The 25,677-nt window shown below is 66.3% G+C and carries 27 protein-coding genes and 1 riboswitch; of the genes, 17 read left to right on the forward strand and 10 right to left on the reverse strand.

From position 1 onward, the window contains the following. The first annotated feature begins 7 nt into the window (after positions 1–7). Positions 8–151 carry a hypothetical protein gene (locus HYG95_RS13345; protein WP_181698275.1) on the forward strand — a complete coding sequence of 48 codons (144 nt, stop codon included), beginning with the start codon at positions 8–10 and terminating at the stop codon, positions 149–151. Between the two features lie 61 nt (positions 152–212). On the opposite strand, the gene HYG95_RS13350 is transcribed toward HYG95_RS13345, so the two are convergent. Together HYG95_RS13350 and HYG95_RS13355 are read right to left on the reverse strand one after the other, a co-directional pair. Next, complete coding sequence (locus tag HYG95_RS13350) at positions 213–1,772, reverse strand: AMP-binding protein (RefSeq protein WP_181698276.1); 1,560 nt, start codon at positions 1,770–1,772, stop codon at positions 213–215. A 67-nt stretch (positions 1,773–1,839) separates the two neighbouring features. Further along, the gene (locus HYG95_RS13355; protein WP_370465783.1) at positions 1,840–2,517 is read right to left on the reverse strand and encodes a TetR/AcrR family transcriptional regulator; all 678 of its coding nucleotides are present in this window, start codon (positions 2,515–2,517) and stop codon (positions 1,840–1,842) included. Between the two features lie 97 nt (positions 2,518–2,614). On the opposite strand from HYG95_RS13355, the gene HYG95_RS13360 reads away from it, so the two are divergent. Continuing rightward, positions 2,615–3,928 (forward strand): lipase family protein, encoded by a 1,314-nt coding sequence (locus tag HYG95_RS13360; RefSeq protein ID WP_181698277.1) that lies wholly within the window; start codon positions 2,615–2,617, stop codon positions 3,926–3,928. Positions 3,929–3,961: 33 nt separating this feature from the next. Here the strand turns inward: HYG95_RS13360 and HYG95_RS13365 are convergent, their stop codons facing one another. Continuing rightward, on the reverse strand, positions 3,962–4,390 hold the full coding sequence (locus HYG95_RS13365) for an ATP-binding protein (RefSeq protein ID WP_181698278.1): 429 nt from the start codon (positions 4,388–4,390) through the stop codon (positions 3,962–3,964). A 156-nt stretch (positions 4,391–4,546) separates the two neighbouring features. Between HYG95_RS13365 and HYG95_RS13370 the strand changes: the two genes are divergently transcribed. Continuing rightward, on the forward strand, positions 4,547–5,284 hold the full coding sequence (locus tag HYG95_RS13370) for a VOC family protein (protein WP_255495292.1): 738 nt from the start codon (positions 4,547–4,549) through the stop codon (positions 5,282–5,284). An 80-nt stretch (positions 5,285–5,364) separates the two neighbouring features. Further along, the gene (locus HYG95_RS13375) at positions 5,365–6,414 is read left to right on the forward strand and encodes a fused (3R)-hydroxyacyl-ACP dehydratase subunits HadA/HadB (protein WP_255495294.1); all 1,050 of its coding nucleotides are present in this window, start codon (positions 5,365–5,367) and stop codon (positions 6,412–6,414) included. Between the two features lie 12 nt (positions 6,415–6,426). Here HYG95_RS13375 and HYG95_RS13380 read toward each other — a convergent pair whose 3' ends face one another. Continuing rightward, entirely contained in the window at positions 6,427–6,855 is a 429-nt protein-coding gene (locus HYG95_RS13380) for a hypothetical protein (protein WP_181698279.1), read from the reverse strand. A gap of 288 nt (positions 6,856–7,143) precedes the next feature. Between HYG95_RS13380 and HYG95_RS13385 the strand changes: the two genes are divergently transcribed. Next, complete coding sequence (locus tag HYG95_RS13385) at positions 7,144–7,878, forward strand: TetR/AcrR family transcriptional regulator C-terminal domain-containing protein (protein WP_181698325.1); 735 nt, start codon at positions 7,144–7,146, stop codon at positions 7,876–7,878. A gap of 41 nt (positions 7,879–7,919) precedes the next feature. Here the strand turns inward: HYG95_RS13385 and HYG95_RS13390 are convergent, their stop codons facing one another. Continuing rightward, entirely contained in the window at positions 7,920–8,306 is a 387-nt protein-coding gene (locus HYG95_RS13390) for a helix-turn-helix domain-containing protein (RefSeq protein ID WP_181698280.1), read from the reverse strand. Positions 8,307–8,386: 80 nt separating this feature from the next. On the opposite strand from HYG95_RS13390, the gene HYG95_RS13395 reads away from it, so the two are divergent. From HYG95_RS13395 to HYG95_RS13405, 3 genes are all read left to right on the forward strand, one after another. Continuing rightward, the gene (locus HYG95_RS13395) at positions 8,387–9,469 is read left to right on the forward strand and encodes a DUF6670 family protein (protein WP_181698281.1); all 1,083 of its coding nucleotides are present in this window, start codon (positions 8,387–8,389) and stop codon (positions 9,467–9,469) included. Positions 9,470–9,519: 50 nt separating this feature from the next. After that, a complete protein-coding gene (locus HYG95_RS13400) occupies positions 9,520–9,966 on the forward strand; it encodes a PaaI family thioesterase (RefSeq protein WP_181698282.1) in 447 nt (148 codons plus the stop codon). Positions 9,967–10,032: 66 nt separating this feature from the next. Beyond that, positions 10,033–10,842 (forward strand): alpha/beta fold hydrolase, encoded by an 810-nt coding sequence (locus HYG95_RS13405; RefSeq protein WP_181698283.1) that lies wholly within the window; start codon positions 10,033–10,035, stop codon positions 10,840–10,842. Here the strand turns inward: HYG95_RS13405 and HYG95_RS13410 are convergent. Beyond that, the gene (locus tag HYG95_RS13410) at positions 10,839–11,324 is read right to left on the reverse strand and encodes a MarR family winged helix-turn-helix transcriptional regulator (protein WP_181698284.1); all 486 of its coding nucleotides are present in this window, start codon (positions 11,322–11,324) and stop codon (positions 10,839–10,841) included. The two genes, HYG95_RS13405 and HYG95_RS13410, sit on opposite strands and share 4 nt — an antisense overlap. A 62-nt stretch (positions 11,325–11,386) precedes the next feature. Between HYG95_RS13410 and HYG95_RS13415 the strand changes: the two genes are divergently transcribed. Continuing rightward, positions 11,387–11,887 (forward strand): SgcJ/EcaC family oxidoreductase, encoded by a 501-nt coding sequence (locus HYG95_RS13415; protein ID WP_181698285.1) that lies wholly within the window; start codon positions 11,387–11,389, stop codon positions 11,885–11,887. Between the two features lie 83 nt (positions 11,888–11,970). On the opposite strand, the gene HYG95_RS13420 is transcribed toward HYG95_RS13415, so the two are convergent. Further along, positions 11,971–12,660, reverse strand: coding sequence for a response regulator transcription factor (locus HYG95_RS13420; RefSeq protein ID WP_181698286.1), 690 nt, complete (start codon positions 12,658–12,660; stop codon positions 11,971–11,973). Next, on the reverse strand, positions 12,657–13,883 hold the full coding sequence (locus HYG95_RS13425; protein ID WP_181698287.1) for a sensor histidine kinase: 1,227 nt from the start codon (positions 13,881–13,883) through the stop codon (positions 12,657–12,659). Before HYG95_RS13425 ends, HYG95_RS13420 begins: the two co-directional genes overlap by 4 nt. 262 nt (positions 13,884–14,145) lie before the next feature. Here HYG95_RS13425 and HYG95_RS13430 point away from each other — a divergent pair, with 262 nt between their 5' ends. From HYG95_RS13430 to HYG95_RS13440, 3 genes are all read left to right on the forward strand, one after another. After that, entirely contained in the window at positions 14,146–15,621 is a 1,476-nt protein-coding gene (locus HYG95_RS13430) for an MFS transporter (protein ID WP_181698288.1), read from the forward strand. A 28-nt stretch (positions 15,622–15,649) separates the two neighbouring features. Beyond that, positions 15,650–16,846 carry an FAD-dependent monooxygenase gene (locus HYG95_RS13435; protein ID WP_181698289.1) on the forward strand — a complete coding sequence of 399 codons (1,197 nt, stop codon included), beginning with the start codon at positions 15,650–15,652 and terminating at the stop codon, positions 16,844–16,846. A gap of 384 nt (positions 16,847–17,230) precedes the next feature. Next, entirely contained in the window at positions 17,231–17,815 is a 585-nt protein-coding gene (locus tag HYG95_RS13440) for a CPBP family intramembrane glutamic endopeptidase (RefSeq protein WP_220139400.1), read from the forward strand. A 71-nt stretch (positions 17,816–17,886) separates the two neighbouring features. Here the strand turns inward: HYG95_RS13440 and HYG95_RS13445 are convergent, their stop codons facing one another. Beyond that, a complete protein-coding gene (locus HYG95_RS13445; protein ID WP_370465786.1) occupies positions 17,887–18,813 on the reverse strand; it encodes an oxidoreductase in 927 nt (308 codons plus the stop codon). 65 nt (positions 18,814–18,878) lie between these two features. Between HYG95_RS13445 and HYG95_RS13450 the strand changes: the two genes are divergently transcribed. From HYG95_RS13450 to HYG95_RS13460, 3 genes are all read left to right on the forward strand, one after another. After that, positions 18,879–19,466, forward strand: a complete 588-nt coding sequence (locus HYG95_RS13450; RefSeq protein ID WP_181698292.1) for a TetR/AcrR family transcriptional regulator — start codon at positions 18,879–18,881, stop codon at positions 19,464–19,466. A gap of 143 nt (positions 19,467–19,609) precedes the next feature. Next, positions 19,610–20,953 carry an MFS transporter gene (locus HYG95_RS13455; RefSeq protein ID WP_370465784.1) on the forward strand — a complete coding sequence of 448 codons (1,344 nt, stop codon included), beginning with the start codon at positions 19,610–19,612 and terminating at the stop codon, positions 20,951–20,953. Positions 20,954–20,970: 17 nt separating this feature from the next. Next, positions 20,971–21,492, forward strand: coding sequence for a VOC family protein (locus HYG95_RS13460; protein ID WP_181698293.1), 522 nt, complete (start codon positions 20,971–20,973; stop codon positions 21,490–21,492). 36 nt (positions 21,493–21,528) lie between these two features. Here the strand turns inward: HYG95_RS13460 and HYG95_RS13465 are convergent, their stop codons facing one another. Next, on the reverse strand, positions 21,529–22,416 hold the full coding sequence (locus HYG95_RS13465) for a M48 family metalloprotease (protein WP_181698294.1): 888 nt from the start codon (positions 22,414–22,416) through the stop codon (positions 21,529–21,531). A 90-nt stretch (positions 22,417–22,506) separates the two neighbouring features. Next, a riboswitch (guanidine-III (ykkC-III) riboswitch) is annotated at positions 22,507–22,573 on the forward strand. Positions 22,574–22,583: 10 nt separating this feature from the next. Here HYG95_RS13465 and HYG95_RS13470 point away from each other — a divergent pair. Continuing rightward, positions 22,584–22,898, forward strand: coding sequence for a multidrug efflux SMR transporter (locus tag HYG95_RS13470; RefSeq protein WP_181698295.1), 315 nt, complete (start codon positions 22,584–22,586; stop codon positions 22,896–22,898). Positions 22,899–23,130: 232 nt separating this feature from the next. Further along, positions 23,131–25,671, forward strand: a complete 2,541-nt coding sequence (locus tag HYG95_RS13475) for a hypothetical protein (protein ID WP_181698296.1) — start codon at positions 23,131–23,133, stop codon at positions 25,669–25,671. Positions 25,672–25,677 lie beyond the last annotated feature (6 nt).

Below are 25,677 nucleotides of genomic sequence, written 5' to 3' on the forward strand. Positions count from 1 at the left end.
TGATCCCATGCGGATCATGCTCCTGCTCGCCGGCCTCGCGGTTTTCGGCGCTCTTCTGCTCATCGACAATTGGAACCCCATCCGCGCCGCGGCCTATGCTGCGGGCTGGTTGGTCGTCGCCGCCATCTTCGTCAAGTTCGCACGGAGGTAGCACTTGCCTTCCCCGACCGGCGCAGGGTTCTCGGTCTGAGGCGCTGACGCAGTGTCGGTGGTCAGGTGAGGGTGAGGAGGGTTCGGCGGTCGATTTTGCCGGTGGGGGTGCGGGGGAGGTCGTCGACGAAGGTGACGTCGCGTGGGGCTTTGAAGCGGGCGAGGTGGGTTTTTACGTAGGTGCGGACGGTGTCGGCGTCGAGGTTGCCGGTGGGGACGATGAAGGCGGCGAGGCGTTGGCCGAATTCTTCGTCGGGGACGCCGATGACGGCTGCTTCGGTGATGGCGGGGTGGGTGTAGAGGAGGTCTTCGATTTCTCCGGGGAAGACGTTCTCGCCGCCGGAGACGATCATGTCGTCGTCGCGGCCGTCGATGAAAAGCCTTCCGCTGGAATCGAAGTGGCCGAGGTCGCCGGTGCTCATCAGGCCGTCGCGGGTCTGTTTGGAGCCGCCGCCGGAGTATCCGGCGAAGGCGATCGAGTTGCCGACGTAGACGGTCCCGACCACGTCGGGGTCGGTGATGCGGGTGCCGTCGGAGTCGTAGAGCGCGACGGTGATGCCCACCGGGGCCTTGCCGACGGTGCCGGGTGCGGCTGTCCAGTCCTGTGGGGTCGCGATGGTGGCGGTGCCGGTTTCGGTGCAGCCGTAGAAGTTGTAGAGCACGGGTCCGAACGTCTGGATCGCCCTGGTGCCGAGCGCCGAGGGTAGCGCCGCGCCCGCGGTGAACACGATGCGCAGCGAGGTGGTGTCGGTGTGTGCCAGCACTTCTGGGCTCAGATCGAGGATGCGCCGCAGCATGGTCGGTACCAGGACGACCATCTCGACACGGTGTTCGGCGATCTGGGCGAGCGCGCGGGCGGCGTCGAATTTTCCGTGCACCACGATCGTGGAACCGAGATTGAGCGCCAGGATGAACTGTGACAGCGCCGTTCCGTGGAACAACGGTGCGCACAACAGCACGGTCTGCTCGCGTCGCAGCGGTACCCGGTCGACGAATTGTGCTGCCGCCAAGGGTGATTCGACCCGGCGTGGCGCACCTTTCGGTGTTCCGGTCGTGCCGCCGGTGAGCAGGACGAACCCGCCCTGCCGGGCCGGCGTTGGTGGCCGCTGGGAACCGCTGCCATCGAGGGTGAGCACGGTGATCGTGTCGGGCAGGGGAGTGGCCGCGACGGGCAGGCTCGGGTCGAGAACTAGTGCGTCGACTTGCTCGCGGGCCAGTACATCGGTGAGCTGGGTGGCGCCGAAACCTGTGTTGAGCAGAACCAGCCGCGCGCCGAGTTTGCCTGCGGCGACCATTGTTTCGACCAGTGGTGCGCCGTCCGGGTAGAGGACGCCGATGGTGTGGTCGGTACCGAACCCGTCCCGGTACCAGCGGGCGGCGATGGCGTCGGTGCGTTCGTCGAGTTCACGGTAGGTGATCCGCCGGTCGCCGTCGCTGAGCGCGATCCGGTCCGGCGTCCGTTGCGCGGAGCTGCGTACGCCACCGGCGATCGGGCCGTAGGTGCGCATCGTGCGTGCGATGCGCGCGACCTGGAGTGGTCGCCGAAGGTCGATGACCCCGGATCGTTGGAGCGCACCGATCTGACGTGCGGTGGTGGCAACGGAATGCATGCGGCACTGCATGGCTGCTCCTTCGGTAGGTGCAGCCGATTACAACATGAGCTCTTGTTTTGAACAAGGGCTCTTGTTTTTAGTTGCTCGGGTCAGGTGTCCGCGCGGCCGCGCCCAGGCCGAGGTGGACGATCTGGGTGAATGCCGTGAGGTCGCGGATGAGGGTGTCGATGTCACCCGAAGTGCCGCGGGTGGTGTGGTGCAGCCAGTCCGAGACCGTGTCGAACAGCCCACCGATGGTGGCGACAGCCAGGGCGTGCAGGTCGACCCGCGAACCGGTGGCGGGCACGAATCCGTAATCACGCCACAGTGTTTCGAGGAATTCGGCCGCCCACCGTCGGTTGGTGCGGCGCTGCTGTTCGACCGTGGCCGAGATGGCGCTCGCCTCGCCGAAGGTGACGATGGCGACGCGGGGGTCGTCGACCAGCGCGTGCGCGAAGGCGCTGAGGGTCTCGACGACGACGGCATCGCGATCGCCCTGCGCACGAGCGAGCGCGGCGGCGACGTCGGCTTGCAATCGCTCGCTGACCTGCTGCAACAGGGCGAGATAGCAGGCCTCCTTGCTGTCGAACAACTCGTAGAACGCCTTGTTGCCGACCAGTGCGGTCTGGCAGATCTGCTCGATGGAGGTGTTCGGGTATCCGTTGGCGGCGATCAGCTCGAACGCGGCGTGCAGGATCTGCTCGCGCCGACGGGCTCGGCGCTGCTCGGCGTCGAGCCCCTGGATTCGCCGTGGGCGCTTTTCGATCGATGTCACGCAGATCAGCGTAGCTAATACGAAATAGCAACAAGAGCTCTTGTTAACAACAAGGTGGCGTGCTGTAATCGGCGTCACCTACCGAAGTGAGGATTCGATGAAGAACCCGAGAGTTGCGCGGAGATGGGCGGTCGCCCCGCTGGCAGCGATGTGTCTGGCGATATCGGGCACCACGGTCGCCGCGGCAGATCCGTATCCGAGCTTTCCGCCGGATCAGAATCAGCTGCCGCAATTGCCCACCGAGCCTCAGCTCTACGATCTGTTGCCGATTCCGGTTCCCGCTGAGGACCCGTGGTACGACGACCCGGCCGACCTGGGTTCCTACGCCCCCGGGCAGATCATCCGTTCCCGCACGGTGCAGACCCGGCTGCTCGGGCTACCCTTCCCTGTTCACACCGAACAGCTGCTGTACCGCAGCAACGATGTGTACGACAATCCGATCGCCACGGCGACCTCGGTGATCATTCCCGGCATCCCCTGGTCGGGCAGCCCGCGGCCGGTGGTGTCGTTCCAGGAGGCGATCGACTCGACCGACTCGTCGTGCAATCCGTCCTACACCCTGCGGACCGGAACGATGAAAGAGGCCGCGCTCGCGGTCTATTGGCTGGCCCAGGGTTTCGCGATCAATGTCGCGGACTTCGACGGCAAGTTCAACACCTTCAACACCTACGACGAAGGCAAGATGGTGCTCGACAGCCTGCGCGCCATGAAGAATTCGGCGCTGGGGCTGGCCGATTCCGGCATCGCACTCTACGGCTACTCCGGCGGCGGCTCGGGGTCGATCCGCGCCGCCGAACTGCGTCAGACCTATGCGCCCGACGTGCGATTGCTCGGCACCGCGGTCGGCGGCTTCCCTGCTGATCTGCAGGCCCAGGCCCGCTTCGCCGTGGCCGCGCAGTCGGGGCTCACCGGAATCAGCAACTTCACCATGTGGCTCGGATTCGCCGCGCTGTCACGAGAATTCCCCGACGAGTTCGACGCCGAGGAACTGTTGACCCCGGAAGGCCAGGCGATTGTCGCGGACATGGGCAAACGCTGTGTCTACACGATCGCGGCGGCCGGCGCGTACCGGCCGATCAGTGCCTACTTCAAGCCGGGCAAATCGCTCGACACCACCCCCGAGGTCATGCGGATTCTCGCGGAACAGAGTCTCGGCCACCACATCCCGGACAGCCCGATCTTCTGGTGGCACGGCATCTGGGACGAACTGATCCCCGCCGACGTCGTTCTACCGACGGTCCAGGACTACTGGAACCGCGGCGCCGACCTGCGGTTCTACACCATGCCCCTCCCCGAACACCTCGTCAACGCCACGGCCGGCTGGCCACCGGCGGTGGCCTGGACCAGCGCCGTACTACGCGGACTGCCACCCGGCGACCGCTTCAAGGCCGACATCCCGCTGCCCAGATGAGAGGCTTGTACGAGTAACTGCTCGATGTGCCGATCACGCCGCGGGACGGACGTCGTGGGCGAAGGTGAGTTCGGCGTGGATGGTTTTGTGCCCGTTGTGCCGGCTACAAGACCAGGTGTTGGCGAGGTTGTCGACTACGAGCAGCCCGAGACCGCCGGTGTGGTCGGGGGCGCGTGGGTGTGGTTCACCGGGGCCGGTGTCGTCTACTTCGATGCGTACCCGGTCGCGGACGTGGTTCAGCGATATGCGGGCACTTCGTGGTGGGAGCCCGTGGCGGCGGGCGTTGCTCGCGAGCTCGTCGAACACCTGGATCGTGTCCGCGACCGCGGTTTCGGGCAACGGGGCGAGGAAATCGCGCACCATGACCCGCGTGCTCGCGGGCGTGAGGGAGTCCAAGTCGACCTCCATGCCCTCGTTGTGGACCGTGTTGCGGCTCCGGGCTTCCAGTATCGGTCTCGTCATGACCCTTCCCTCCTGCCTCGTGGCTTGCTACAGCACGGCTACCCGACTGAGCCGTTGCGAAACGGTGGCCGGCCGAAACGAATTCCGCCACAGGAATTTTGAATCGAGATAGATCCGGACGTTCGATGACCAGCGAATGTCGGGGTTCTCACTTCTATGTGCGACCGGTCGAGCCGAACTCCTAGCGTCGAAGGCATGACAGAAAAGACGATTCCCAGACTGATGGCACGGTCGATCGAGTCGGTGGGTGAGTTCTATACCGCAATCGGATTCGAGATCACGTTCGAACAGACGGCGCCCTACCAGTTTCTGAGTGTGAAACGTGGGGGGATCGAGCTGAACTTCTACGGAGACAAGGATTTCGATCCGACTTCCTCGACGCACGGTTGCCTGGTCGACACCGACGACGTCGATTACCTGTACGAGATTTTCACAGAGGGGCTGCGCGCGGTGTACGGGTCGGTGCCCGTACACGGTGTGCCGCGGGTCGGTGCGTTGACGGACAGGAGCTACGGGGTGCGTGAGTTCCTGGTGACCGATCCGGGTGGGAACACGATCCAGGTCGCGCAGCCGATCAGCCCGGATCAGCGGCACCGGCCGTTGCCGAAGGAGACATTCGATCGGGCTGTCCACATGGGGTCGCTCTTCGCCGATTCCAAGCAGGATCTGGAGCTGGCGGTCAAGGTCCTGGATCGGTCCCTCAGTCGCACCGATGAGGAGCCGACGGCGGTCCAGTTGATCAAGCTGTTGGTGGTTCGGGCGGATGTAGCTGTGCGCCAAGACGATCCGGCTCTGGCGCGGGAACTGCTGGCTCGCGCCAGAGGAGTCGGGACCGATGGGGCGGAGCTCGGTGATGCGCGTCGACGGATCGCGGAGCTCGAAGCCGGACTGTGAGCGGGACTGGACATTCGCTCTCGACACTCCGGGCTCCGGTGACACCGTCGACACGGCAACGGACACTACTCTTGCTCGCTATGGCGATGACCAGCACGAAGATCGGGGGAGCGGCGGTCGTTGCCCTCCACCCGTCGACCATGGTGGGGTGCACCTATCGCTGCGATGACCGGTATGTCGTGGGGCGAGAGGAGATCCGTCAGTTCGCCCGGGCGGTCCAGGACAGTCATCCGGTGCACCGGTCGGAATCGGCCGGTGTGGAGTTCGGCTACGGAGGGCTGATCGCGCCGCTCACCTTCTTCGCGATTCCCGCGTTTCGGGCGCAAAGGGCGATGTTCGACACCGTGGCCGGTGGATACGATCTGAGTCGGATCATGCAAACCGATCAGGTTGTCAACTACCACAAGCCGATTCGTCCTGGTGACGCACTGACCTGCGATGTCGGCTTCGAGTCGTTTCGCGGTGCTTTCGGGAGCGAGCTCTTCGAATTCAAAACAGAGATCACAGACCAGCACGATTGCCCGCTGATCACTTCGCGGACTAGTTTCGTCGGTCGAGCGGAGGGCGGCGCCACCAGGTCTCACTCGGCCGATCACCTTGTGATGCGCGGTTTTCACGACTGGCCGTCGGGTGCTGGACTCCGCCCACGGGCTCGCAATGGATCAGATCCACGTCCGAGATCGGAGCCGGGCGCACACGGTGGCCATACGCGTCGCTTCGAGTCCGTCACGGAGGGCGAGCAACTACCCCCGCGGGTCTTCTCTCTCACCCTGGGGGACCTGGTCAACTATGCCGGTGTGGCCGGTGACCCGAATCCGATCCACTGGCACCCGCAAGCCGCGCAAGCGGTGAACCTGGACGCTCCGGTTGCTCACGGCATGCTGACCGTGGGCCTGGGCGCGGGTTATCTCACCTCGTGGCTGGGCGATCCCGGCGCTGTCCTCGAGTATGCGGTCCGGTTCACCAGCCCGGTCTATGTCACCAGCGCCGGCGCGAGTGTCGAGTTCTCGGGGACCGTGAGGTCGGTCGATCCGCAGCAGCGGACAGCGGTCGTGGCAATCGTCGCCACCTGTCGGGGTCGGAAGATCTTCGGCCGAGCAACGGCGAAGGTCCGACTCTCGCCGACCTGACAACCGGTTCGACTACCCGGTCTGCTGCGGCGGAGGAGCGAGGTCGCTCGGTGGAGTGGATGGTCGAATTGCCATGCCCGGCCAGGAAATTCCGCGAACCCCACCCGGGCCGCGTGCGACGCGGATTCCTTCGGTGGTGATCCGAGGGCGATAGATGGTTGTCCGGTGACCGAATGCCGGGTCGAGATCGACGGAGTCGAACAGTCCCATCCTCGTCAACCACTGCGACGCGCGGACTACTTCGTTCTCGGTGAGGGATTCGCCCGGCCAACCGACCGACGCCCCGACGGCGAAGGCGCCGAGGACTCGGCCGGCGTTGTCGGAAAGTTCTTCGTTGTGCGCCCATTTCAGCACCGCCTCGCGCACCGCCCACTGCCGATCGGAGTAACCGGGCGTCGTCCGCGCAGTACTGTCCATCCGCAGCATCACGGGCTTGTCCATCACGTCACTCCTCAATTGCCGAACCGAGTGGCCCGTGACCACGACCTCTGCGCGAGTTTCGCCTGCCGAGGCCGCGAGCCGTGCCTGCTCGGCATCGGCCGGGCTCGGCGGCTGCCGTTTACAAGATAAACATATGGCCGTTTATCTTGTAAACCTGTGTGTTGACGACCGTGTGACGGGGTATGTTGAGTCCAGCCGGAACATGCCGGTATCCTGGGGTTATGGTGGCGTGCTGGAAGACCAGGGCCCGAGGATTTTGACAGGAGCTCCGCCCTGAGCGAGGACACGATCGACTCGGGCGCCGAGCTGCGCGACAGCAGTCCACGCGACGGAGGTACCCGGCGCGTCCCGCGCCTGGATCGGGTGCTGATCCTGGAATCCGCGATCGCGCTGATCGACGAGGAAGGCCTGGGGCACCTCACAATGCGCCGCCTCGGTTCTTGGCTCGGCGTGGAAGCGATGGCCCTGTACCGATACGTGTCCGGGCGTGACGATCTGCTGGCCGGGGTGGTCGATCACCTCGTCGACCAGCTCTACGAGCAGAACCTGATGGAGCCCGACGGTGCGGGCGGCAGCTGGCAGGGTTATCTGCAGCGCCTCGCGCACGGCGTGCGCCGCGTCGCCATCGAGCACCCCGAGGTGTTCCCGTTGATGGCATCCAGCCCGCCGCAGGCGCCCTGGCTGTGCCCGCCGTTGCGCAGCCTGAACTGGATGGAGTCCTTCCTCGGCACCATGCTCCGCTATGGGTTCGACGACCGTCAGGCGGTTCAGGCCTACCGTTCCTTCGCCACATTCCTGCTTGGCCACCTCCTGCTAGAGGTGGCGACCAGGGGAGTCGAGCTGAGCCCGGTCACCACCGCCGAGCCCGGGCAGCACGAATCCTCGGATCTGGCCGACTACCCGAACGTGCATCGTCTACAGAGTCACCTGGCGGCCGACCGCGCGGCCGACGAGTTCGAAGAATCTCTCGAGGCGCTACTCGACCGCCTCGAAGCGATGCGCCGCACTCGACCACGCCCCTGACCGCCGGGCTCGACCCGGCCGGTTGCCACCACCGACGGCGATCAGAGCAACCCGTCGTGGCTGGGTGGTTGGCCCAATTCGAATTCCTCGGCACCGAGCCGACGGGCCCAGCTGTGTGACCATGCCTTCAGTGGGGCGAGCGCGTAGAGCAGTTCCACGCCGATCGGGGTGAGAGCGTATTTGCCCGCTTCGGTGGTGTACACGACTTCGACGGTGACGAGTTCGCGCAGCCTTGTGCTCAGCACGCTCGAGGAAATGTCGGGCAGCGCGCGGCGGAGGTCGCGAAATCCGAGCGGCTCGGTTCGCAGTTGCCACAGCACCAGGATCACCCAGCGGCGGCCGAGAAGATCGAACGCGGCCATGAGGGGCTGGCCCGTAGCAGAACCCCGAACCGCGACTCCGGGGCGGGGGACTCTTGCGTCACTCATCCACAAGACCCTAGTGTGGTTTGAAAATCGAACCACCATGACCGGGGTGATGCGCCGGAGTCGCCACGAAGGAGTAAGAGATGGCCCGAACTGTCCCGGTAGTCGCGCTGGATTCGATGCAGCGAAACCGAGGTGTCCTGTCGGCAGTGGCCGCGGCCGTGGGCGGACGACGGATCACCTTGGCCCGCGCCGACCCGAGGCGTCTGACGCTCTCGCCGTCACGCTCGTGGCGAGCGGCGTGCGTGCACTACGGGGTGATGATCCCGGATCTCCCTGCGCCGCACCGTTTCCTGGCCACCATGATCGTCATCGGCAAGTCCGGAACACGGGCGTGGGACGACGACAATGCCGTGGTTCATACCGCCCGCGACACCGTCACCGTCGCCCATGGCACCGCCGCCACCGGGCACGATCCGTTCCGGATCTATTCGGCGCGCGACGACTGCGATCTCCGCGACGACGGCGGACACCTGCGATTCGGCGACGAGTTGACGCTGTCGGGAACCTTCCCGAACTTTCGTCTGCGGTCCCGGTTCGATGACCTGGCCGTGGATCTGGAGCTGACGGCCACCGGCGAGACGCTCTGGTTCATCGACAATCCGCTCTACCGGCATGTGGCCCTGTTCGCCCACTACGCGGGCACAATCACGCACGCCGGGCAAACCACGCGAGTCTCCGGACTCTGCACCTACGAGTACGCGGTGATCCGCTCACCCCAGATGCTGCGCGCCCAGCCGATTCCGACGTCGCGCAAGATTCCCCTCGACTTCTTCACCTACCACATCATTCCCGTAGACGAAGACACTCGGCTGATCCTGGTTGCCACCGGCGTAGCCGGTCGACCGGGGTGGCTGGCCGCCTATTGGCGCAGCGAAGCGGGCGGGGTCTGCGCACTGGGCAATCAAGTGACATTCGAAGTCTTGTCGACACAACCGGTTCCGCAGGTCGCCAACGCCACCCCGGCCATGACCATGCCCGACACGTTCCGCTGGACCGCCACCGACGGCAAAGGGAACACCGCCGTCGAGATCACCGGCACCGTCGACACCGGATGGCTCTACGCGGGCATGGGCTATATCGGCGGATTCCGCTACCACGACCACATCACCGACCACCGCGTGGACGGCCTCGCCTACCTCGAATACTCCGACCGACGCCGCTGACCGAGCCCGCTGATCGACACACGTCCCGCCGCGATGAAGGATCGAACCTGATGAGCCACCCAACCGACCTGTCCACCATGACCGGCCTCGAGGTCGTGCGTGCCTTGGCTGCCGTCACCGACGAACGCCCCTCGATCGCCCGGTTGATGGGCATCACGATCCATACCGTCGACAGTGGCGAAGTCACCGGATCGGTCACTCCCCAACCGGATTTCGCCAACGCCCTCGGAACCGTGCACGGCGGGATCTGCGCGACACTTCTCGACGCTGTCATGGGATGCGCGGTGCACACCATGCTGGCTCCCGGAGTCGGCTACACAACCCTCGAACTCAAGGTCAACTACCTGCGGACCGTGTCCACCGACGCAGGTCCCCTCACCGCCACCGGTTCGGTGATCCACGCCGGACGCACGACCGCAACCGCCGAAGGACGCGTCCACGACGACAAGGGGCATCTGGTCGCGCACGCCACCACGACCTGCCTCATCCTCAGCTGAATCAGCTCGCCGCGCTCCACATTCCGCACCAGCCGGATACGGGTCGGCGCTTCCCGAAGGACGATCATGAACGCAAACCGACCACCGCTGGTCTTGCTGCACGGCCTCACGATGTCGGAACGCGCCTGGGCCGACGTTGTTCCGCTGTTGGCGCCGCACCACCACGTCATCGCCCCTACGCTGCTGGGCCATCGCGACGGACCGAAGCCGACACAGCGGCCGACCCGGGTGAGTCATCTGGTGGATGACATCGAAGCGCTGCTGGATACCCTCGGCCTTCACCAGGTGCATCTGGCCGGGAACTCCCTCGGCGGATGGATCGCGATCGAACTGGCACGCCGAGGCCGGGCCCGCAGTGTATGTGCCCTGTCTCCGGCCGGGTTCTGGGAACCGCGCCGCGCCAGTCAAACTCACGGGACCTCGATCATCGCTCGCGAGGCGGCAACCGCTCGTCTCGGCAGGCCCCTGGCGCCGCTCGGCTTGCGATCACCCCTGATCCGGCGGCTCGCACTGCGCAACATCGCGACTCGTGGCGACCGCATCAGCAGTGCGCAAGCTCTCGATATCGTCCATGACCTGACCGAATGCCCGGTCACCACCGACCTGCTCAGCACCGACGAGTACATCGCACCTCTGCCGGATCTTCCGTGCCCCATGACGGTGGCCTGGGCCGAGGACGATCGCCTCCTGCCGCTCGCGGTGAACACCCCCATCGCCCGGCTACGCCTCCCCGAACAAACTCACTTCCGGGTCCTCCGAGGCGTCGGTCACGTCCCCATGATCGACGATCCCGAACTGGTCGCGCGAACCATCCTCGCCACCACGGTCGGCCATCCGCAGCCCGAGGATCCACAGACTCAGGGTTTCAGCCACTAACTCGATGCGGATCCGTCGTTCCGGGTGCGTTCGGCAACCAGGTCGGTCTGCTCCTGGTGAACGCGCAGGGTCGTTGCGAGAAAGTCGAGAATGAGACGCAGTTGGTCGCTGTCGTAGCGTCGGAGCGCCGCTGCCCCGGCCCGGCCTACGGGTTCGAAGAGGAGCTCCGCCATGCGCTGCGCGTCCGCGGTCGGCTCGATGAGCACGCGCCGCCGATTGTCCGGATCCTGTGCGCGCGAGACGTATCCGGCCCGTTCGAGCCGGTCGATGACCGTGGTGGTGGCGGCCGGGCTGAGCCGCAGCGCGGTACTCAGCTCACCCGCAGAGAGGGGGCCGCGTCCCAACACGATGTCGAGGCACCGCATGTCGGTGCGATTGAGCCGCAAGTGCGCGGCCACCGCCTCGTCGAAGGTGTCGAAGCTGCGCTGTAGCAGCCGCAGCTGCTGTCCGATCTCGGCGATGAATTCAGCATCTTTCGACATTCGAAACTTCCTGTTATCGTTTATTTCGACGATTGAAACGATAGCACCGAGGGGCTCGATCCATGAACCAGACCCGACACACCACCGACGACATCGCCATCGGGGAGGTGTTCCAGCAACTCCAGCGGACCTGGACCGCCAATGACGCCGAAGCCTTCGGCGCACTCTTCACCGAGGACTCCGATTACGTCTCCTACGACGGCACCCGTGCCATCGGCCGGGAACAGCATCAGCGCAACCACGACCGACTGTTCCGGGGAGTCCTGGCCGGATCAGCCCTGACCGGTGAACTGGAGTCCATCCGCTACATCACCTCGGATGTGGCGATCGTGTACGGCACCGCCTCGGTACTGATGCCGTGGCGCTCACGCCTGCCGAAGCGGCGGCTCTCCCGGCAGACCATCGTGCTGCTGCGCACCGAAAACGGCTGGAAAATAACAGCAATTCACAATGCCCGGGTCCGCCCGGTCACGGTGCCGGAACCGAATTCGTTCCCGTCCAAGATGTCTCAGCTCATGGCACGGATCACCCGCACACTCGGGCTGGGCCGTCGAACCGTATAGCAGCGTTTCCCCGACCGCGCTGGCGATGATGATCGGTGCTGACGCCCCCGACCCATCCTTCGAAGCTCCCGGCAACCGGGAGGTCACGGTGGGCGGGTGCCGTCGTCGGCGTGGTTGACCAGCCCGGTCTGGTGGGCTATGACGACGAGTTGTGCACGATCGCGAGCGTGCAGTTTGTTCATGGCGCGCTGTACGTGGGCGCGGACGGTGAACGGGCTGACGAACAGTTGTTCGGCGATCTCTTTGTTGGAAAGTCCTTGTGCGACAAGCATCGTCATTTCGCGTTCGCGCGGGGTGAGTACGTCGAGTTTCTCGGAGGCGTGCGTAGGACCGTCGCCGGATGGGGTTGCGAGGAAACGGGCGATCAAGGCTCGCGTCGCGGCGGGGGAGAGGAGGGTTTCGCCGTCTGCGACGGTGCGCACGGCAGCGAGCAGTTCCGCTGCGCCGATGCCCTTTCCGATGAAGCCGCTCGCGCCCGCGCGTAGTGCCTGCGCGACATATTCGTCGGTCTCATAGGTGGTGAGGACGAGGACTCGGCTGTCGCGCAAGTGCGGGTCCGCGCAGATCTGTGTGGTGGCGGTGATGCCGTCGGTCTCGGGCATCCGGATGTCCATGATGATCACATCGGGGTGCAGTTCATGGGTGAGCCGCACCGCTTGTGCGCCGTCGGCGGCCTCGCCGACCACGCTGATGTCGTCGGCGGTGTCGAGCAGCGTACGGAACGCCTGGCGGAGCAGGGCCTGGTCGTCCGCGAGCAGCACTCGAATTGTCATGGGGGACCACCGTTCTCCGTGTCGCCGGTTGGGTTCGCCGATGTGATTGGTAGGTGGGCGGCGACGATGAAGCCACCCGCCGGGCTGTTTTCGGTGGAGAGTTGACCCCCGACCGCCTTGGCGCGTTCTCGCATACCGATGAGCCCGTAGCCCGATGGCCGGTCCGACCTCGTGAAGCTCGGACTTTTCGCTGTTCGCGAGTCGGGTCCGTCGTCGGCGACGGTGATGCCGAGCAGGTCGTGGCTCCAGGACAGGCGGATTCGAGCGTGGCCGGTTCCGGCGTGTTTGCCTACGTTGGTCAGGGCCTCCTGGATGATCCGGAAGGCAGTGAGATCCACGCCTGGCGGTAGCGGTTTGGGCGTGCCGTCGTTGTCCATCGTCACTCGCAGCCCCGCACGGTCGAACGATTCGAGCAGCCGGGGGAGCTGGGCCAGGCCGGGTGACGGTTCGGCGGGAGTGTTCGCGTCCCCGGCCTGGCGCAGCAGTCCGACCGTGGCGCGCAGGTCGTCGAGGGCGTTTCTCGTGGTCTCGATGATGTTGTTCAGGTTGGAGCGGGTCTGTTCCGGCTGGGAGTCGAACACGTGCGCGGCAACAACAGCCTGGGCATTGGCGAGGGTGATCTGGTGTGCGACGACATCGTGGAGTTCGCGGGCGATGCGCACCCGTTCCTCGGCGACGCTGCGCCGCGCTTCGCTCTCCCGGCTCTCCTCGGCGCGCAGTGCCCGCTCTTCCATGGCGGCCAGGTAGGCGCGCCTGCTCTGCGTCGCAGTGCCGAGCGCCCCGGCGATCAGCGGGAGCGCCGCCACCGACAGCAGCCTGCCGGCGTCCTGCCAGGACAGCCCGTCGAGAAGCGGGGTAGCCGCGACCAGCAATGCCACGGCGGGAAGCAGGACCGCGATCGTCACCCTCAGCTCGGTGTGCAGCGCCAGCGCGTAGGCGGCGATCGCGACGGGCACCACGATCAGCGGGGTCGACAGCAGGCCCAACGGGGCGACCAGCATCCCGCACGCGGTGGTTACCGCGACCACGGCTACGGGCGCCCGATGCCGCACGACCAGCGCCGCGCACGAGACACCCGCGACGACATAGGTGGCGATCGGCGGCCATCCGAAGGTGTTGTCGGGGTGAAAGATCCCGCCGGACAGGCACAGCAGGAACGCCGTCGCGAGGACGAGCGCCTCGCGCCACCACACCGGTCGTCGTGCCACCTGCTGGGTGACCATCACCGGATCGGGGGACGCTGCTGGTTCGGCAACACCTCGCCCAAGATACGCGTGGCGAGCGTCCCGCGACCGCAAGGCGCTCGACCCGGTTCCTACGCACCAGGGAGTGCGCGGTCGTCTGGTGCGACAGCACCAGCGGCAATCGGTGACGAGGGACGATGCCCGCCGACGGCTCCGCTGGAACGGTTGTAACCAGAAGGCCCCTGGCCGGCACGAATCCCGCCGAGTCGGGGAATCACAGTCTGGTGAGGAGCCGAAGTCGATGCAGCAGAACACAACCGACGGTGCGAACGTCGGTCTACACACGAGGTGGAGTCGGCGACTACTCGGCCTCGTGGCGATCCTGGCCCTGGTGAACTTCGTGGTGGATTCGGCGATCGGCGCACCGCTGATCGTCCTGCCCGAGATGCTCGATCATTTCGGCACCGACCAGGCGGCGTGGCTCAATGCCACCGCGATGCTGGCGGGCGTGATGTGGGCCCCACTGCTCGGTAAGAGCGCGGACATATACGGAAAACGCCGAGTCCTCGTGCTGACTTTGCTCATCAGTTGTGTCGGTGCGCTGATCTGCGCGGTTGCCCCGACGATGTGGATATTCGTGATCGGTCGCATGCTGCAGGGAGCCGCGTTGGCCGCCATGTTCCTTTCGGTCGCGATCGTGCGAACCGTCTGCACGCCACGCCTGGCCATGATCATCGTCGGCATCGTGACCACCGGCACCGCGATCCTCAATGTCGCCTCCCGTTTTCTCGTCGAGAAGCTGGCGACGGAGTTCGGCTTTCAGATCCTGTTTCTCATCTCGGCCGCTGTCGCGGTGGCGATGGCTGTCTGCGTGCGTTTCCTGGTTCCCGAATCGCTCGTGAAGACCCCGGGCAGGCTCGACATCTCGGGTGCGTTGCTGCTCGGCGGCGGTCTGCTCGGAGTGCTCGGTTACATCAGCATGGGTCCCGATCTCGGGTGGTCCGCTGTCGGACCGCTTGCCCTACTCCTCGGCGGGGTCGTGGCGTTGGTCAGATGGTTCACAGTCTCCAGTCGAAAGGCTGATCCGCTGATCGACGTCGCAAACCTCGGCAAGCCACTGCTTCTCACACTTCTGGTGGTCTTCCTCGGTGCGGGTTCCTACCAGAGCATGCTTCAACTCATCCCGCTCATCAGTGATATCCCGGCGGACCAGAACTTGGGCTACGGACTCGGCGGTCGCGGGTCGGTGGCGTTGCTTCTCGCGGCACCCGCTGTCGGCGTCATGCTCGGCGGGCCGGTGGCCGGCTGGTTGGGTACGCGAATCGGGCCTGCCCGAACTCTGGCCGGGGCGGTCATGCTCGGAACCGTTGCCACCATCGGAATGTTCCTCGGTGCGTCCCAGTCGGTGGCGGCGCTGTGCTTCGCATTCCTGCTCGGGGTCACGGTCGCGGCGTTGGGTGCGTCGGGCTTCAACATGGCGGGCGACCTGGCATCGGCGCAACGGCAGGGCGTCGTGTCCAGCCTGGTCATGGTGATGGTCTCGACCGGGGCCGTGGTGTTCGACTTCGTCGGCGCGGCCGTTCTCGCATCGACCACTGTCGTCGCGGACGGCGAAACGGTGAACTCGGCTACCGGCGTATTCAGCTATATCGCGATTGCCACCGCGGCCTTCGCGATCGCCGCCGTCGTGGTCGTCGTTCTTGTTCGAACCACGCGCCCGCAGCGTCGGATGCCCGCGCCGAAACCCGAGCGCCAGGCTGTCGAAACGCACGCGTGAGCCTTCCATCGGAAACAGAGGAGTCGACATGAAATCCAGAGGAACTGTGCTGATTTCCGGCGCGAGTATCGCGGGTCCCGCGTTGGCGTTCTGGTTGCACAAGTATGGATTCGAGGTGACGGTGGTCGAGAAGTCCGCCGGTGTGCGCGGCGGCGGTTACCCGATCGACCTGCGTGGCACCGCCGTCGAGGTCGCGCACCGGATGGGCATTCTGCCGCAGCTACAGCGAGCCCATATCGACACACAGCGGGTCACTTTCCTCGAAGCCGACGGCAGTCGGGCCGCTGTCGTTCATCCGCAGGCGGTGGTCGGGGGAGTCGACGGACATGACCTCGAAGTCCCCAGGGAGACGCTGACGAACGTCCTGTACACGGCAGTCCGTGACGACGTGGAGTTCGTCTTCGACGATTCCGTCGACGCGCTCGCCGAACACGAGCACGGTGTGGACGTCACCTTCCACAGCGGCGCCCAACGCAGTTTCGGTCTTGTCGTCGGCGCCGACGGATTGCACTCACGCACCAGGACTCTCGCCTTCGGCCCCGAACAGAACTACCTGCGCTACCTCGGGTATTGCTTCTCGATCTGCACCATGCCCAATACATTCGGGCTCTCACACGAAGCGCTCATCTGGAACACCCCGGGACGAGCCGCCGCTCTCTACGCCGTGGGAAACAGCAACGACGTACACGCCCTCCTGACCTTCGCCCACCCCGAACCATCCCATGAAGCCCTCCGCGACAGCGAGACTCGACGTGCACTGATATCCACGCTCTTCGGCGACGACGGATGGAAGGTGCCGGAAATCGTCGAGGCCATGTGCGATTCCCCAGATCCCTTCTTCGACACGGTAAGTCAGGTCCACATGCCGCAATGGTCCACCGGGCGCGTGGCACTCGTCGGCGATGCCGCCTACGCACCGTCGTTCCTGACCGGGCAGGGGTCGAGCCTCGCGCTCGTCGGCGCCTACATGCTCGCCGAATCCCTGGCCGCACACGAGGACCACACCACCACCGCCTTCACCGCCTACGGACGTGCCAGCCGCCCATTCATCGAACTCAACCAATCGCAGATCTCCACCGGCGAAGCGGCACTCTTTCCCACCACGGACGAAGCGCTGCAAGCCCGCAACCATCGACTCCGCGACCTCACCATGACACCCCCGACTACCGGTCGACCGGCCCACACAGCCCTCACGCTGCCCGAGCCCGGATGGATTGCCTCGTGATGCCTGCGGCATGCTCGGCACTACGAGTGTGCTCCGAGAACTAATCGGACCGCCCGCTCGTTGGTGAATTCGCTGGTGTGTTCCAGCGGGCCGCCGTGCGGCCGTGGTCAACTGGAGGTCGCAGTGCACACAAGGTCGATCGCACCTACGGATCACGAATCCGGGCGAGCGGGCCGCATCTTGCGGTCGCCGATCGTCTGGATGTCGGTCGGGACAGTCGGTGTCGGTGGGGTGTCTGCGCTGTCCTCGGGTGGGTCGCCGGTGCCTGCGGTCGTTGGCGCGGTTGCCGCGGTTGCCGCGGTTGCCGTCTACTGGGCGGTCATGCGCTACGTTGCGCGGCGAAGCACGCCGGAGATAGCGAGGGCACGGGCCGGGATCCGGGTGTTGCTCGGCATCGGGCTCGGCTTCACGTTCATCGCCGTGTCGATGCTCATGGTGATCACCGAGTTCTCGTTCACTCGGGTGCCCGGTAGCGCCGTCGCGACGGTCGTGAGCATCGTTGCCGTGCAACTCGGTGCGGCGGTGACCGAAGAACTACTCTTCCGCGGCTTGTTGTTGCAAGGACTGGAACGGCTGTGTGGCAGTTGGGCGGCGCTGGCGATCACCGCCGCGCTGTTCGGTGCCATCCACATGGCCAACCCCGGCGCCACGCTGTGGACCGGATTCGCGATCGCCGTCGAGGCCGGCGTGCTGTTGGGCGCCGCTTTCCTGTGGCTGCGCAGTATCTGGGTGGCGGTTGGCCTGCACTTCGCCTGGAACACCACCGTCGGGCTGCTCGGCATCCCGGTATCGGGGCATGCGTCCCCGGGTTTGCTGATTGCCGAACCGACCGGCCCGGAGTTGCTGACCGGCGGCCAGTTCGGCATCGAGGGATCGATCATTCCCGTCGTCGTGAGCCTGCTACTCGCCGTGCCTATGCTCATCGCCGCTCACAAGCGCGGCAACCTCATGCCCCTGCGGCGGCGCTGAGCTCGCAACAGCGCCGCCCCACCGACACCCCCGTCCGGCACGAGACACCGTCGTGCGGGCACTGTCCATCGTCATGCTTTAGAGACGTCTGTGATCGGGGCGGGTGACGGCGACGCGGAGGTGAAGGGGAAGCGCGTGCCGGTGAGGTGTTCGGAGACACGCCAGAGCCGCGCGGCGGAGTCCGGATCCTTGGCCACGGGGGATATTTCGCCCACTGTTGCCGGACCGCGAACACCGCCGAAGCGGCTCGGGCCGACGAAACTGCCACCTGGGATGTCACCGACGGCAGCCAGCAGGGTGGGCAGCGCACCGGCATCGGGGCTTTGGGCGAGCAGGGGCGTGAACACTGCAGACAGGGCGTCCAGGAGCTTGCTGCCGCTGGTGATCCGGAAGCCGGTGGAAGCCCAGCCGGGGTGCGCGGTGGTCGCGACGACCGGCGATCCGGCCGCACTCAGGCGGCGTTGTAGTTCGGCGGTGAACAGCAGGACCGACAACTTCGACGCACCGTAGGCGCCGAACGGCTTGTAGGGGCGTTGTGCCCACTGCAAGTCGTCGAAATCGAGCTGTGCGGAGCGGTAGGCGGTCGACGAGGTGGACACGATGCGGTCGGTGATCCGGTCGAGCAACAGGTTCGTCAACGCGAAGGGCGCCAGATGGTTGACCCCGAACTGGAGTTCGAAACCGTCGGCGGTGTGCTGTAGCGAGTCGGTCATCGTCCCGGCGTTGTTGATGAGCACGTCCACTGTGCTGTCGATGCCGTCCGCGAACTGCCGGACTGAAGCCAGCGAGGTGAAGTCGAGCGGACGAACTTCGACCGTGCCACTCATCTCGGCGGCGACGGCACGGCCCTTTTCCTGGTCGCGGACAGCGAGTACGAGCCGTGCGCCATTGGCGGCCAGGACAGCCGCCGCGGCACGGCCGATCCCGCTGGTGGCGCCGGTGACTACGACAGTGCGGCCGGTCTGATCCGGAATCTGGGAAGGAGAGGAAAGTGTGATCATGAAGCGAATGTATCCACTGGAAACAATCTAGTCAACGGAAACATCCTTGATAGGCTGCCCGAATGACGCCCGACCGCCCCTACCACCACGGCAACCTGCGCCAGGCCGTACTGGAACAAGCCACGCCGGTGGTGCGTGATCGGGGAGCCTCGGAGCTGTCGCTGCGCGAGCTCGCCACCGCCGTCGGCGTTTCGCACGCCGCTGTGCGCCGGCACTTCCCCGACCGCCGGCAGCTTCACGACGCACTGGCTGTCGAAGGGTTCGCGCTGCTCGGCACACGACTGCGGGACGCGGTCGATGCCGCGCCCGACTACCGCGCGCAGATCCACTCGCTCGCCCGGGCCTACCTCGACTTCGTGACGTCCGAGGCGAACCTGGCCGAGCTGATGTTCGCCCACAAACACGGCGAAGGTGGCGAGGCCGTAAGTGCGGCTGCGGAGGCGGCCTTCGCGCCGATGTTGCTGGTTTTCGAACGCGGCCTGGCCGACGAACTGGAGGACACGAGCCTGCAGCGGACCGCACTGATCTTCTTCGCCACCCTGCAAGGGCTGGCGGGGCTGGTCAACTGCGGCATGATCACGGCCGACCAGCTCGGCGGATTGATCGAAGAGGCTGTCGCACAATTCCCGCAGGGGCGCGACGAACGATAACGCGCGCAATACCTTTGCGCCATCGGAGTCGTTGAAGATTCCGCTCAGCGGTCGGTGGTATTGCCGGGGTCGGGTCGCGCTGGAAACGTCGCGGCGACCGCGATGTCGAACGATGATCTCGCGGCCGAACCGAAGGAGTCGCGGTGACCACGCTGCCACCCGAGAAGGCGAATCCGTCTGCGCCACAGGCGTTCGCCCCGACCGACGCGAGGGCTCGCCGCCGTGCGGCGTTGTCGAGCCTGCTCGGTACGACGATCGAGTACTACGACTTCTTGCTGTACGGGACGATGGCCGCGGTGGTGTTCGGGCCGCTGTTCTTTCCCGGCTCGAATCCGGCGTTGAGCACGATCGCCTCGTTCGGCACCCTCGCCGCCGGGTATGTCGCACGCCCGCTCGGTGGCGTGATCTTCGGCCATTTCGGTGACCGTGTGGGCCGCAAGTCGATGTTGCTGATCACCATGCTGATGATGGGTATCGCCAGCGCGGCGATCGGCCTGCTGCCGACCTATCACACCATCGGCGTCGCGGCGCCGATCCTGCTGGTGCTGCTGCGGGTGGTGCAAGGGGTGGCCGTCGGCGGGGAATGGGGTGGCGCCGCGCTGATGGTCGTCGAGCACGCCGACGCGGGCAATCGCGGTCGCTGGGCCGGAATCATGCAGCTGGGAACACCTCTCGGTTTCCTCCTGTCCACCGGGGCGGTCGCCGCGGTGACCCAGCTCCCCGAACCACAGTTCTCGACCTGGGGGTGGCGGGTGCCGTTCCTGCTGAGCGCGGCCCTGCTGGTGCTCGGGATGTATGTGCGGCTGCGGGTCGCCGAGAGTCCGGTTTTCGCCGCCGCCGCGCCACTGCGGGACTCGATTCCCGCGGCGCAGGTGCTGCGCCGCCCACGCCTGCTCGTCCCCGCCGTGTTCGCCGGTCTCGCGCCGTTCGCGCTGACCGCCCTGACGAGTTCGCACATCATCGCCTACGCGACCGGCATCGGTTACGCGGTCGGCGAGGTGATGCGATCGCTGCTGCTGGTGGTTGTCGTCTCGATCGTCGCCATTCCCGCGAGTGCGGCCCTGTCGGATCGGTTGGGCAGGCGGCGAACGATGATGACGGGCGCGATCGGCGCCATCATCTACGCCTTCCCCCTGTACAGCCTGATCAACAGCGATTCGTGGTGGATCATGACGGGCGCACTGATGTTCGCGCAGCTGCTGCAGAACCTGATGTACGCGCCGCTGACCCCGATGCTGTCGGAAATGTTCCCCACCGGTGTGCGATACACCGGTGTGTCCATCGCCTATCAGACCGCGGCGCTGGTCGGCGCGGGCTTCACCCCGCTGATCGCGAGCAGCCTGCTGGTCGCCTTCGACGGGTCGAGCGTCGCGCTGAGCGGGATCATCGTGGTCACCGCCGCCCTCAGTCTGGCCGCCCTGGTCGCTACGGTGGAGGTCACGGGCCGGGATCTGCGTGTCGACGCCGATGACCGCCCACAGTCGTAGGCCAGGAGGTCATCGCCATGCGGGGAATCAACCACATCGTCTTGTTCGTCGCGCAGCTGGAACGCAGCATCGCCTTCTACGAAGACGTCCTCGGCTTCGAGCGACTCGCCGAGGGATTTCCGGGCGGCGCCTTCCTGCGTCACCCCGGCTCGGCCAACGATCACGACCTCGGGCTGTTCCAGGCCCGGCGGCCCGCGGCGGGACCGCCGGGATCGGTCGGGCTCTACCACGTCGCCTGGGAAGTCGACACGTTGCGCGAGCTCGCCGATATCCGCGGTCGCCTGCTCGCGGCGGACGCACTGACCGGTGCGAGCGACCACGGGTCGACCAAAGCGCTCTACGCGCGCGACCCCGACGGCATCGAGTTCGAGGTGTGCTGGCTGGTCCCCGACGAACACGTCGAGGACGCTCTCGCCCCCGGAACCTCGCTGACCGCACCCTTGGACCTCGACGCCCAAATCGCGCGGTACGGCGCCGACACACCGGGCGGTCTCCGCGCCGACCCGCAGGTATGGGCCCGCATCGCGGCACGGCGATGAATACCTCTGGTGAACGCGACCCGGCGGTCGAAGCGATCAGGTCGCGGCGGTTCGTCGAATCGCTTGCAGCCGTTGCCTGATCGGCGGATGCGTGTCGAGCCATCGGGCGCGTGCCGCGAGCAGTGCGGATGTGTGAGCTGTTTCGTGTGGAAGCCACCTGCGTAGCGCGCCGTGGAGATCGCGGCCGTACCCGAGGTGAACAGCCATTCGGTCCGCGGCGAACTCTCCGTGCCGTGCGCGCGCCGCTACGGTCAGGGGTTCCAGGACGAGTAGTGCGATCAAGACCGCGACAGCGGGCTCGCCGATTCGTGGTGTCAGGAAGAACGCCACGGCCACCAGGAGTGCGGCCGCGATCGCCGCTCGCACGAGACATCGGAGAGTGCCGGGACCACGTGCCAGGCGGGCCGGGACCTTGCCGATACCCCGGACCATGCGGGCCGGGATCGAGAACCAGGCGTCGAGCAATCGCACACGCGGATCGAGCATGAGGTGGTGGCCGAGTTCGTGGGCGAGCACCGCGGCCAGCTGCCGTGGGCGCAGCGATTCGATCGCCCAGCTCGTCACCGCGACCATGCGGGCGGGCGCCGCGAACGCGTTGAGCGCGGCCGACTGCTGCACCCACAGCGAGTAGGGCCAACCGTCCACCCCCGACGTCCGGGTGACGTCGGCCCAGGCGGTCGCGAGCAGATCGGGTTCCGCTCCGACGGGCTTGCGGAATCCGTAGGCCGCCGCCGCTTTGCCCCGATTCGGATGGAACCACAACGCACTGGCCAGGGCGCACCCGGTCCCGGCCCACAATACGAGCACGATGATCGCCGCCCAAAGGTCGAAGCCGACGATCACGACGTAGACCAGGGCAACGTTGAGCCCCACGCTCGGCAGCGTCAGCGCGAGTCCACCGGCCGTTTCCCGAATCCTCCCCACCTGCCGAACTTTACGGCTACCCACCGACATCATTGCTGGTGAGGCGAACCACCATCGCTTGCCGGCCGATAGCCGGCGTGCCATGGTGGAAGTGAGCCCGGCGATCGGGCTTCCGGACGAGGGGTGCCGTACCCGGAGTGCGACAAGACGGCCCGAGGAGGGCTGCGATGTCGTGGATTCTGCTTGTCGTGTCGGGATTCCTGGAAGCTGTGTGGGCGACCGCACTGGGCAAATCCGAAGGCTTCACCCGGCTCGTGCCGTCGCTACTGTTCTTCACCGCCCTGCTGGCGAGTATGGCCGGATTGGCGATCGCGATGCGCGAACTTCCCGTAGGTACCGCCTACGCGGTATGGGTGGGTATCGGCGCCGTTCTCACTGTCGCCTTCGCCATGGCCACCGGTGAAGAGCCGGTGACGATATTCAAGCTCGTGTTTCTCACGATGATCGTGACGGGTGTCGTCGGGCTCAACCTCGCCCACTGAGTCAGACCGCGTCGTCCGGGGCTTTCGTTCTTTCTTCGGAGGCAGCGCCCGGCTCGGACTTGACGAAGTTCCTCGCGTCGTCGATCGTGAAAGCTGAAGGCTGTTCGGCCGCAACATGGTTGAGCATTGTCTTCCGAGTTGCCCGGTATCGGGAGGATGCCGGGGCTCGTTCGGGAGAGGGGATCGCCGTGGCTGCGGATCGATCAGGGGCGGCCGACCGGAGTGCTTCGCGGTGAAATGGCCCTGGTCGTCGGGTGACAAGGAGCGCGGCAACGCGGACAAGCACGCGCCGGCCGGCCCCGCACAACCGCCCGTCGGCGAGCCACTGAGCATCGCCGATCAGGCGCGAGCCCGGCTGACGATGATCGAAACATTCCTCGGTCGCCCCGGCACGCCCATCACTCCGGAGCTGCGGCAGCGACTGCATGACGACCTCGTCGAAGCCGCCTCGACCTTGCCCGATGCGACGATCCGCCTGCTGCCTACCGTCGAGAAGCGTTGCGGGCTCACCGACGACACGGTGCAACTGATATTCCGTGCCTGGCTACGTCGCCCTGATGCCGATGCCTTCGCCGAAACCTGGTCCGTTGCCGCCGGATTGATGAAGGCAGTCACCGGAGTGTCGCAACCGTCGTCGCTGTGCGTGTGGTTCGGAAACGCTGTGCGGGCCGAAGATCCCGACGTGTCACCGGAGTTTCGTGCCCTTGCCACCGCGCACCTGACCGAACTGGTCGACGCGCAGTTCGAGAAGTACGCATTCAGCGGTGGTTCCAGCGTGGAGTGGCAGGTGATGTACGCGCTCGGCCCGGGCACGCGCGCGGAGTGGTATCGCCGATTCGGTGATCGCGCCACCGCGCGTGGCGACAAGTCAGGTGCCCGACGACGCTACGCGCTCGCGGAACGGTTCGGTGGCGACAGCGCTGCGCAGCCGTCGCGGTCGCAGACCCGTCCGGGGCACTCGACACCGACCCGGCGGGTGGATCACCAGCCGCCGCAGGCAACACCGGCGCGGCTCGGATTCGAGATGGGTTCCGCTCCGGTGACGGTCTCGCCGCCGCGCAAGAAACCGCCGACTCCCGCGCGACCGCCCGCCCCTGAGCCCGCGGCTTCGCCGACACCCTCGCGCCAGACCCCTGTCGACGTGAGCAGGAAACTCCTGCTGGCGGCGTCGGATGTCATGCACGGCCGTTCGGGCGCACCACAATTGGCTGACAGCCCGCCGCAGTCGGTCGAGCGGCCGCTGCGGATGGCGGTTCGGTTCGTCACCGCGTTGTCCCGGCTGCGCGAGGGCGACCAGGCCGCCGCCGAGGCCGAATTGCGCGAAATCATCCGCGAACCCGCCGAATTACCGACCGACGAGGACATGCACGCGAACGCCCATCTCGTACTCGGGCTCCTCTTGCAGGATTCGCGGCTGTTGGCGGCGGGGGTACGACAGCTTCGCGATCGGCACGGCGACCGATGGGTGAGCGTGTCGATGGTCGATCAGGAGGCGATATCGACCGTGCGCGCCCGAGCCGCCGCGAGGGAGGCCGCGGAGACGATCGCGCCCGAAGCCGCCGACCTCGATCCTGTCCAGCTCCGGCACGCCTGCGTGAATCTCGCCGAAGCCGCACGGGCGGCACTGATTTCGCGAGCGGAGGAAGTAGACGCTTCGCTCGAGCGGGTCCGCCGGGTCATCGGGGTCGCCCGCGGTGGGCAGGCCGCGGAGTTGGCGCGCGTCGCCGACCGGATCGGCGACATCGCGACAGGCAGCGACCCGTCCGCACCGCCGCCGTCGGTCCGGCTGGCGCTGACCGCCTTACGGGGGGACGGCGGGATCCTGCCGTGGACGCAGCCTGCCATGCGACTGTGGGAGAAATACGATCCCGGCGATCTGGTATCGGTCCATCATCGCGCGATCGCCGAGCACGCCAAGGCCTACTCCCTCGAACTCGAGGGCGATCACACCGCCTTCCTCCATTGGGACGCCGCGCTGCGGCACTGGGCGACGCTGTACGACAGCGCCGAGTTCTGGGAATCGATGCGCCGACATCTCGGCGAGGTGATGTCGGATGTGACACCGCAGGAACTGGAGCGGGCAATCGATCGAGTCCGCGCGGACCTGCCCGAACAGCTGCTCGAACCGCACGCCACCCGGATCCGAACGCTGTGGCAGAAGCAGCCTGCGCGGGCGCGAGCGCATATGCAGACGATCCGCACGGCGCCGTTCCCGGAGACGGTCAAGTCGGCCACGCGATCGAGAGTGGGCTACGAGGCCGAGGTGGCGGTGCGGCGCCTGGCCAAGGCGGGAAGTGAAGGGCAAGCCCTGGATCTGGTCGCCGCGTGGTTGCGCGTCGATCCGGACAGCGTCCAATTGGCCGAAGCCGCCCTCGATATCGGTATCGACCATATTCAAGCCAGACAGAACATGTCGTCGCAGCTGTACCCGGCTCGGTTGTTGCTGGACCGGATCACGGAGATGACCGCCCCGATCAACGACACGCTCGGACTCACCCGTTCCCGGACCACCCCCACCACCCAGCAGTGGTCGGGGACGGTATCGGCGGCGGACCGCTCGGCCTACGCGGCGAAACTGGCTCGACACGAATTCTGGTTCGGCACTTGCCTGATGTTCATCGCCTTCGACCAGCGCCACCAGATGTCGGCGCTTCGGCTGTGCGGTGAAGCGGCCGGGCACTTCCGGTGGGCTATCGGCCTCGGGCTGCCCGACCTACCGCCCTACGACTCGGTGCGTGAACTGCTGGCGACCGCGTCGATCGGGGAGCGTTGACGATGG

Origin of the sequence: Nocardia sp. GTS18 (genome assembly GCF_013839555.1) — a bacterium.
Lineage (GTDB): Bacteria > Actinomycetota > Actinomycetes > Mycobacteriales > Mycobacteriaceae > Nocardia > Nocardia rosealba.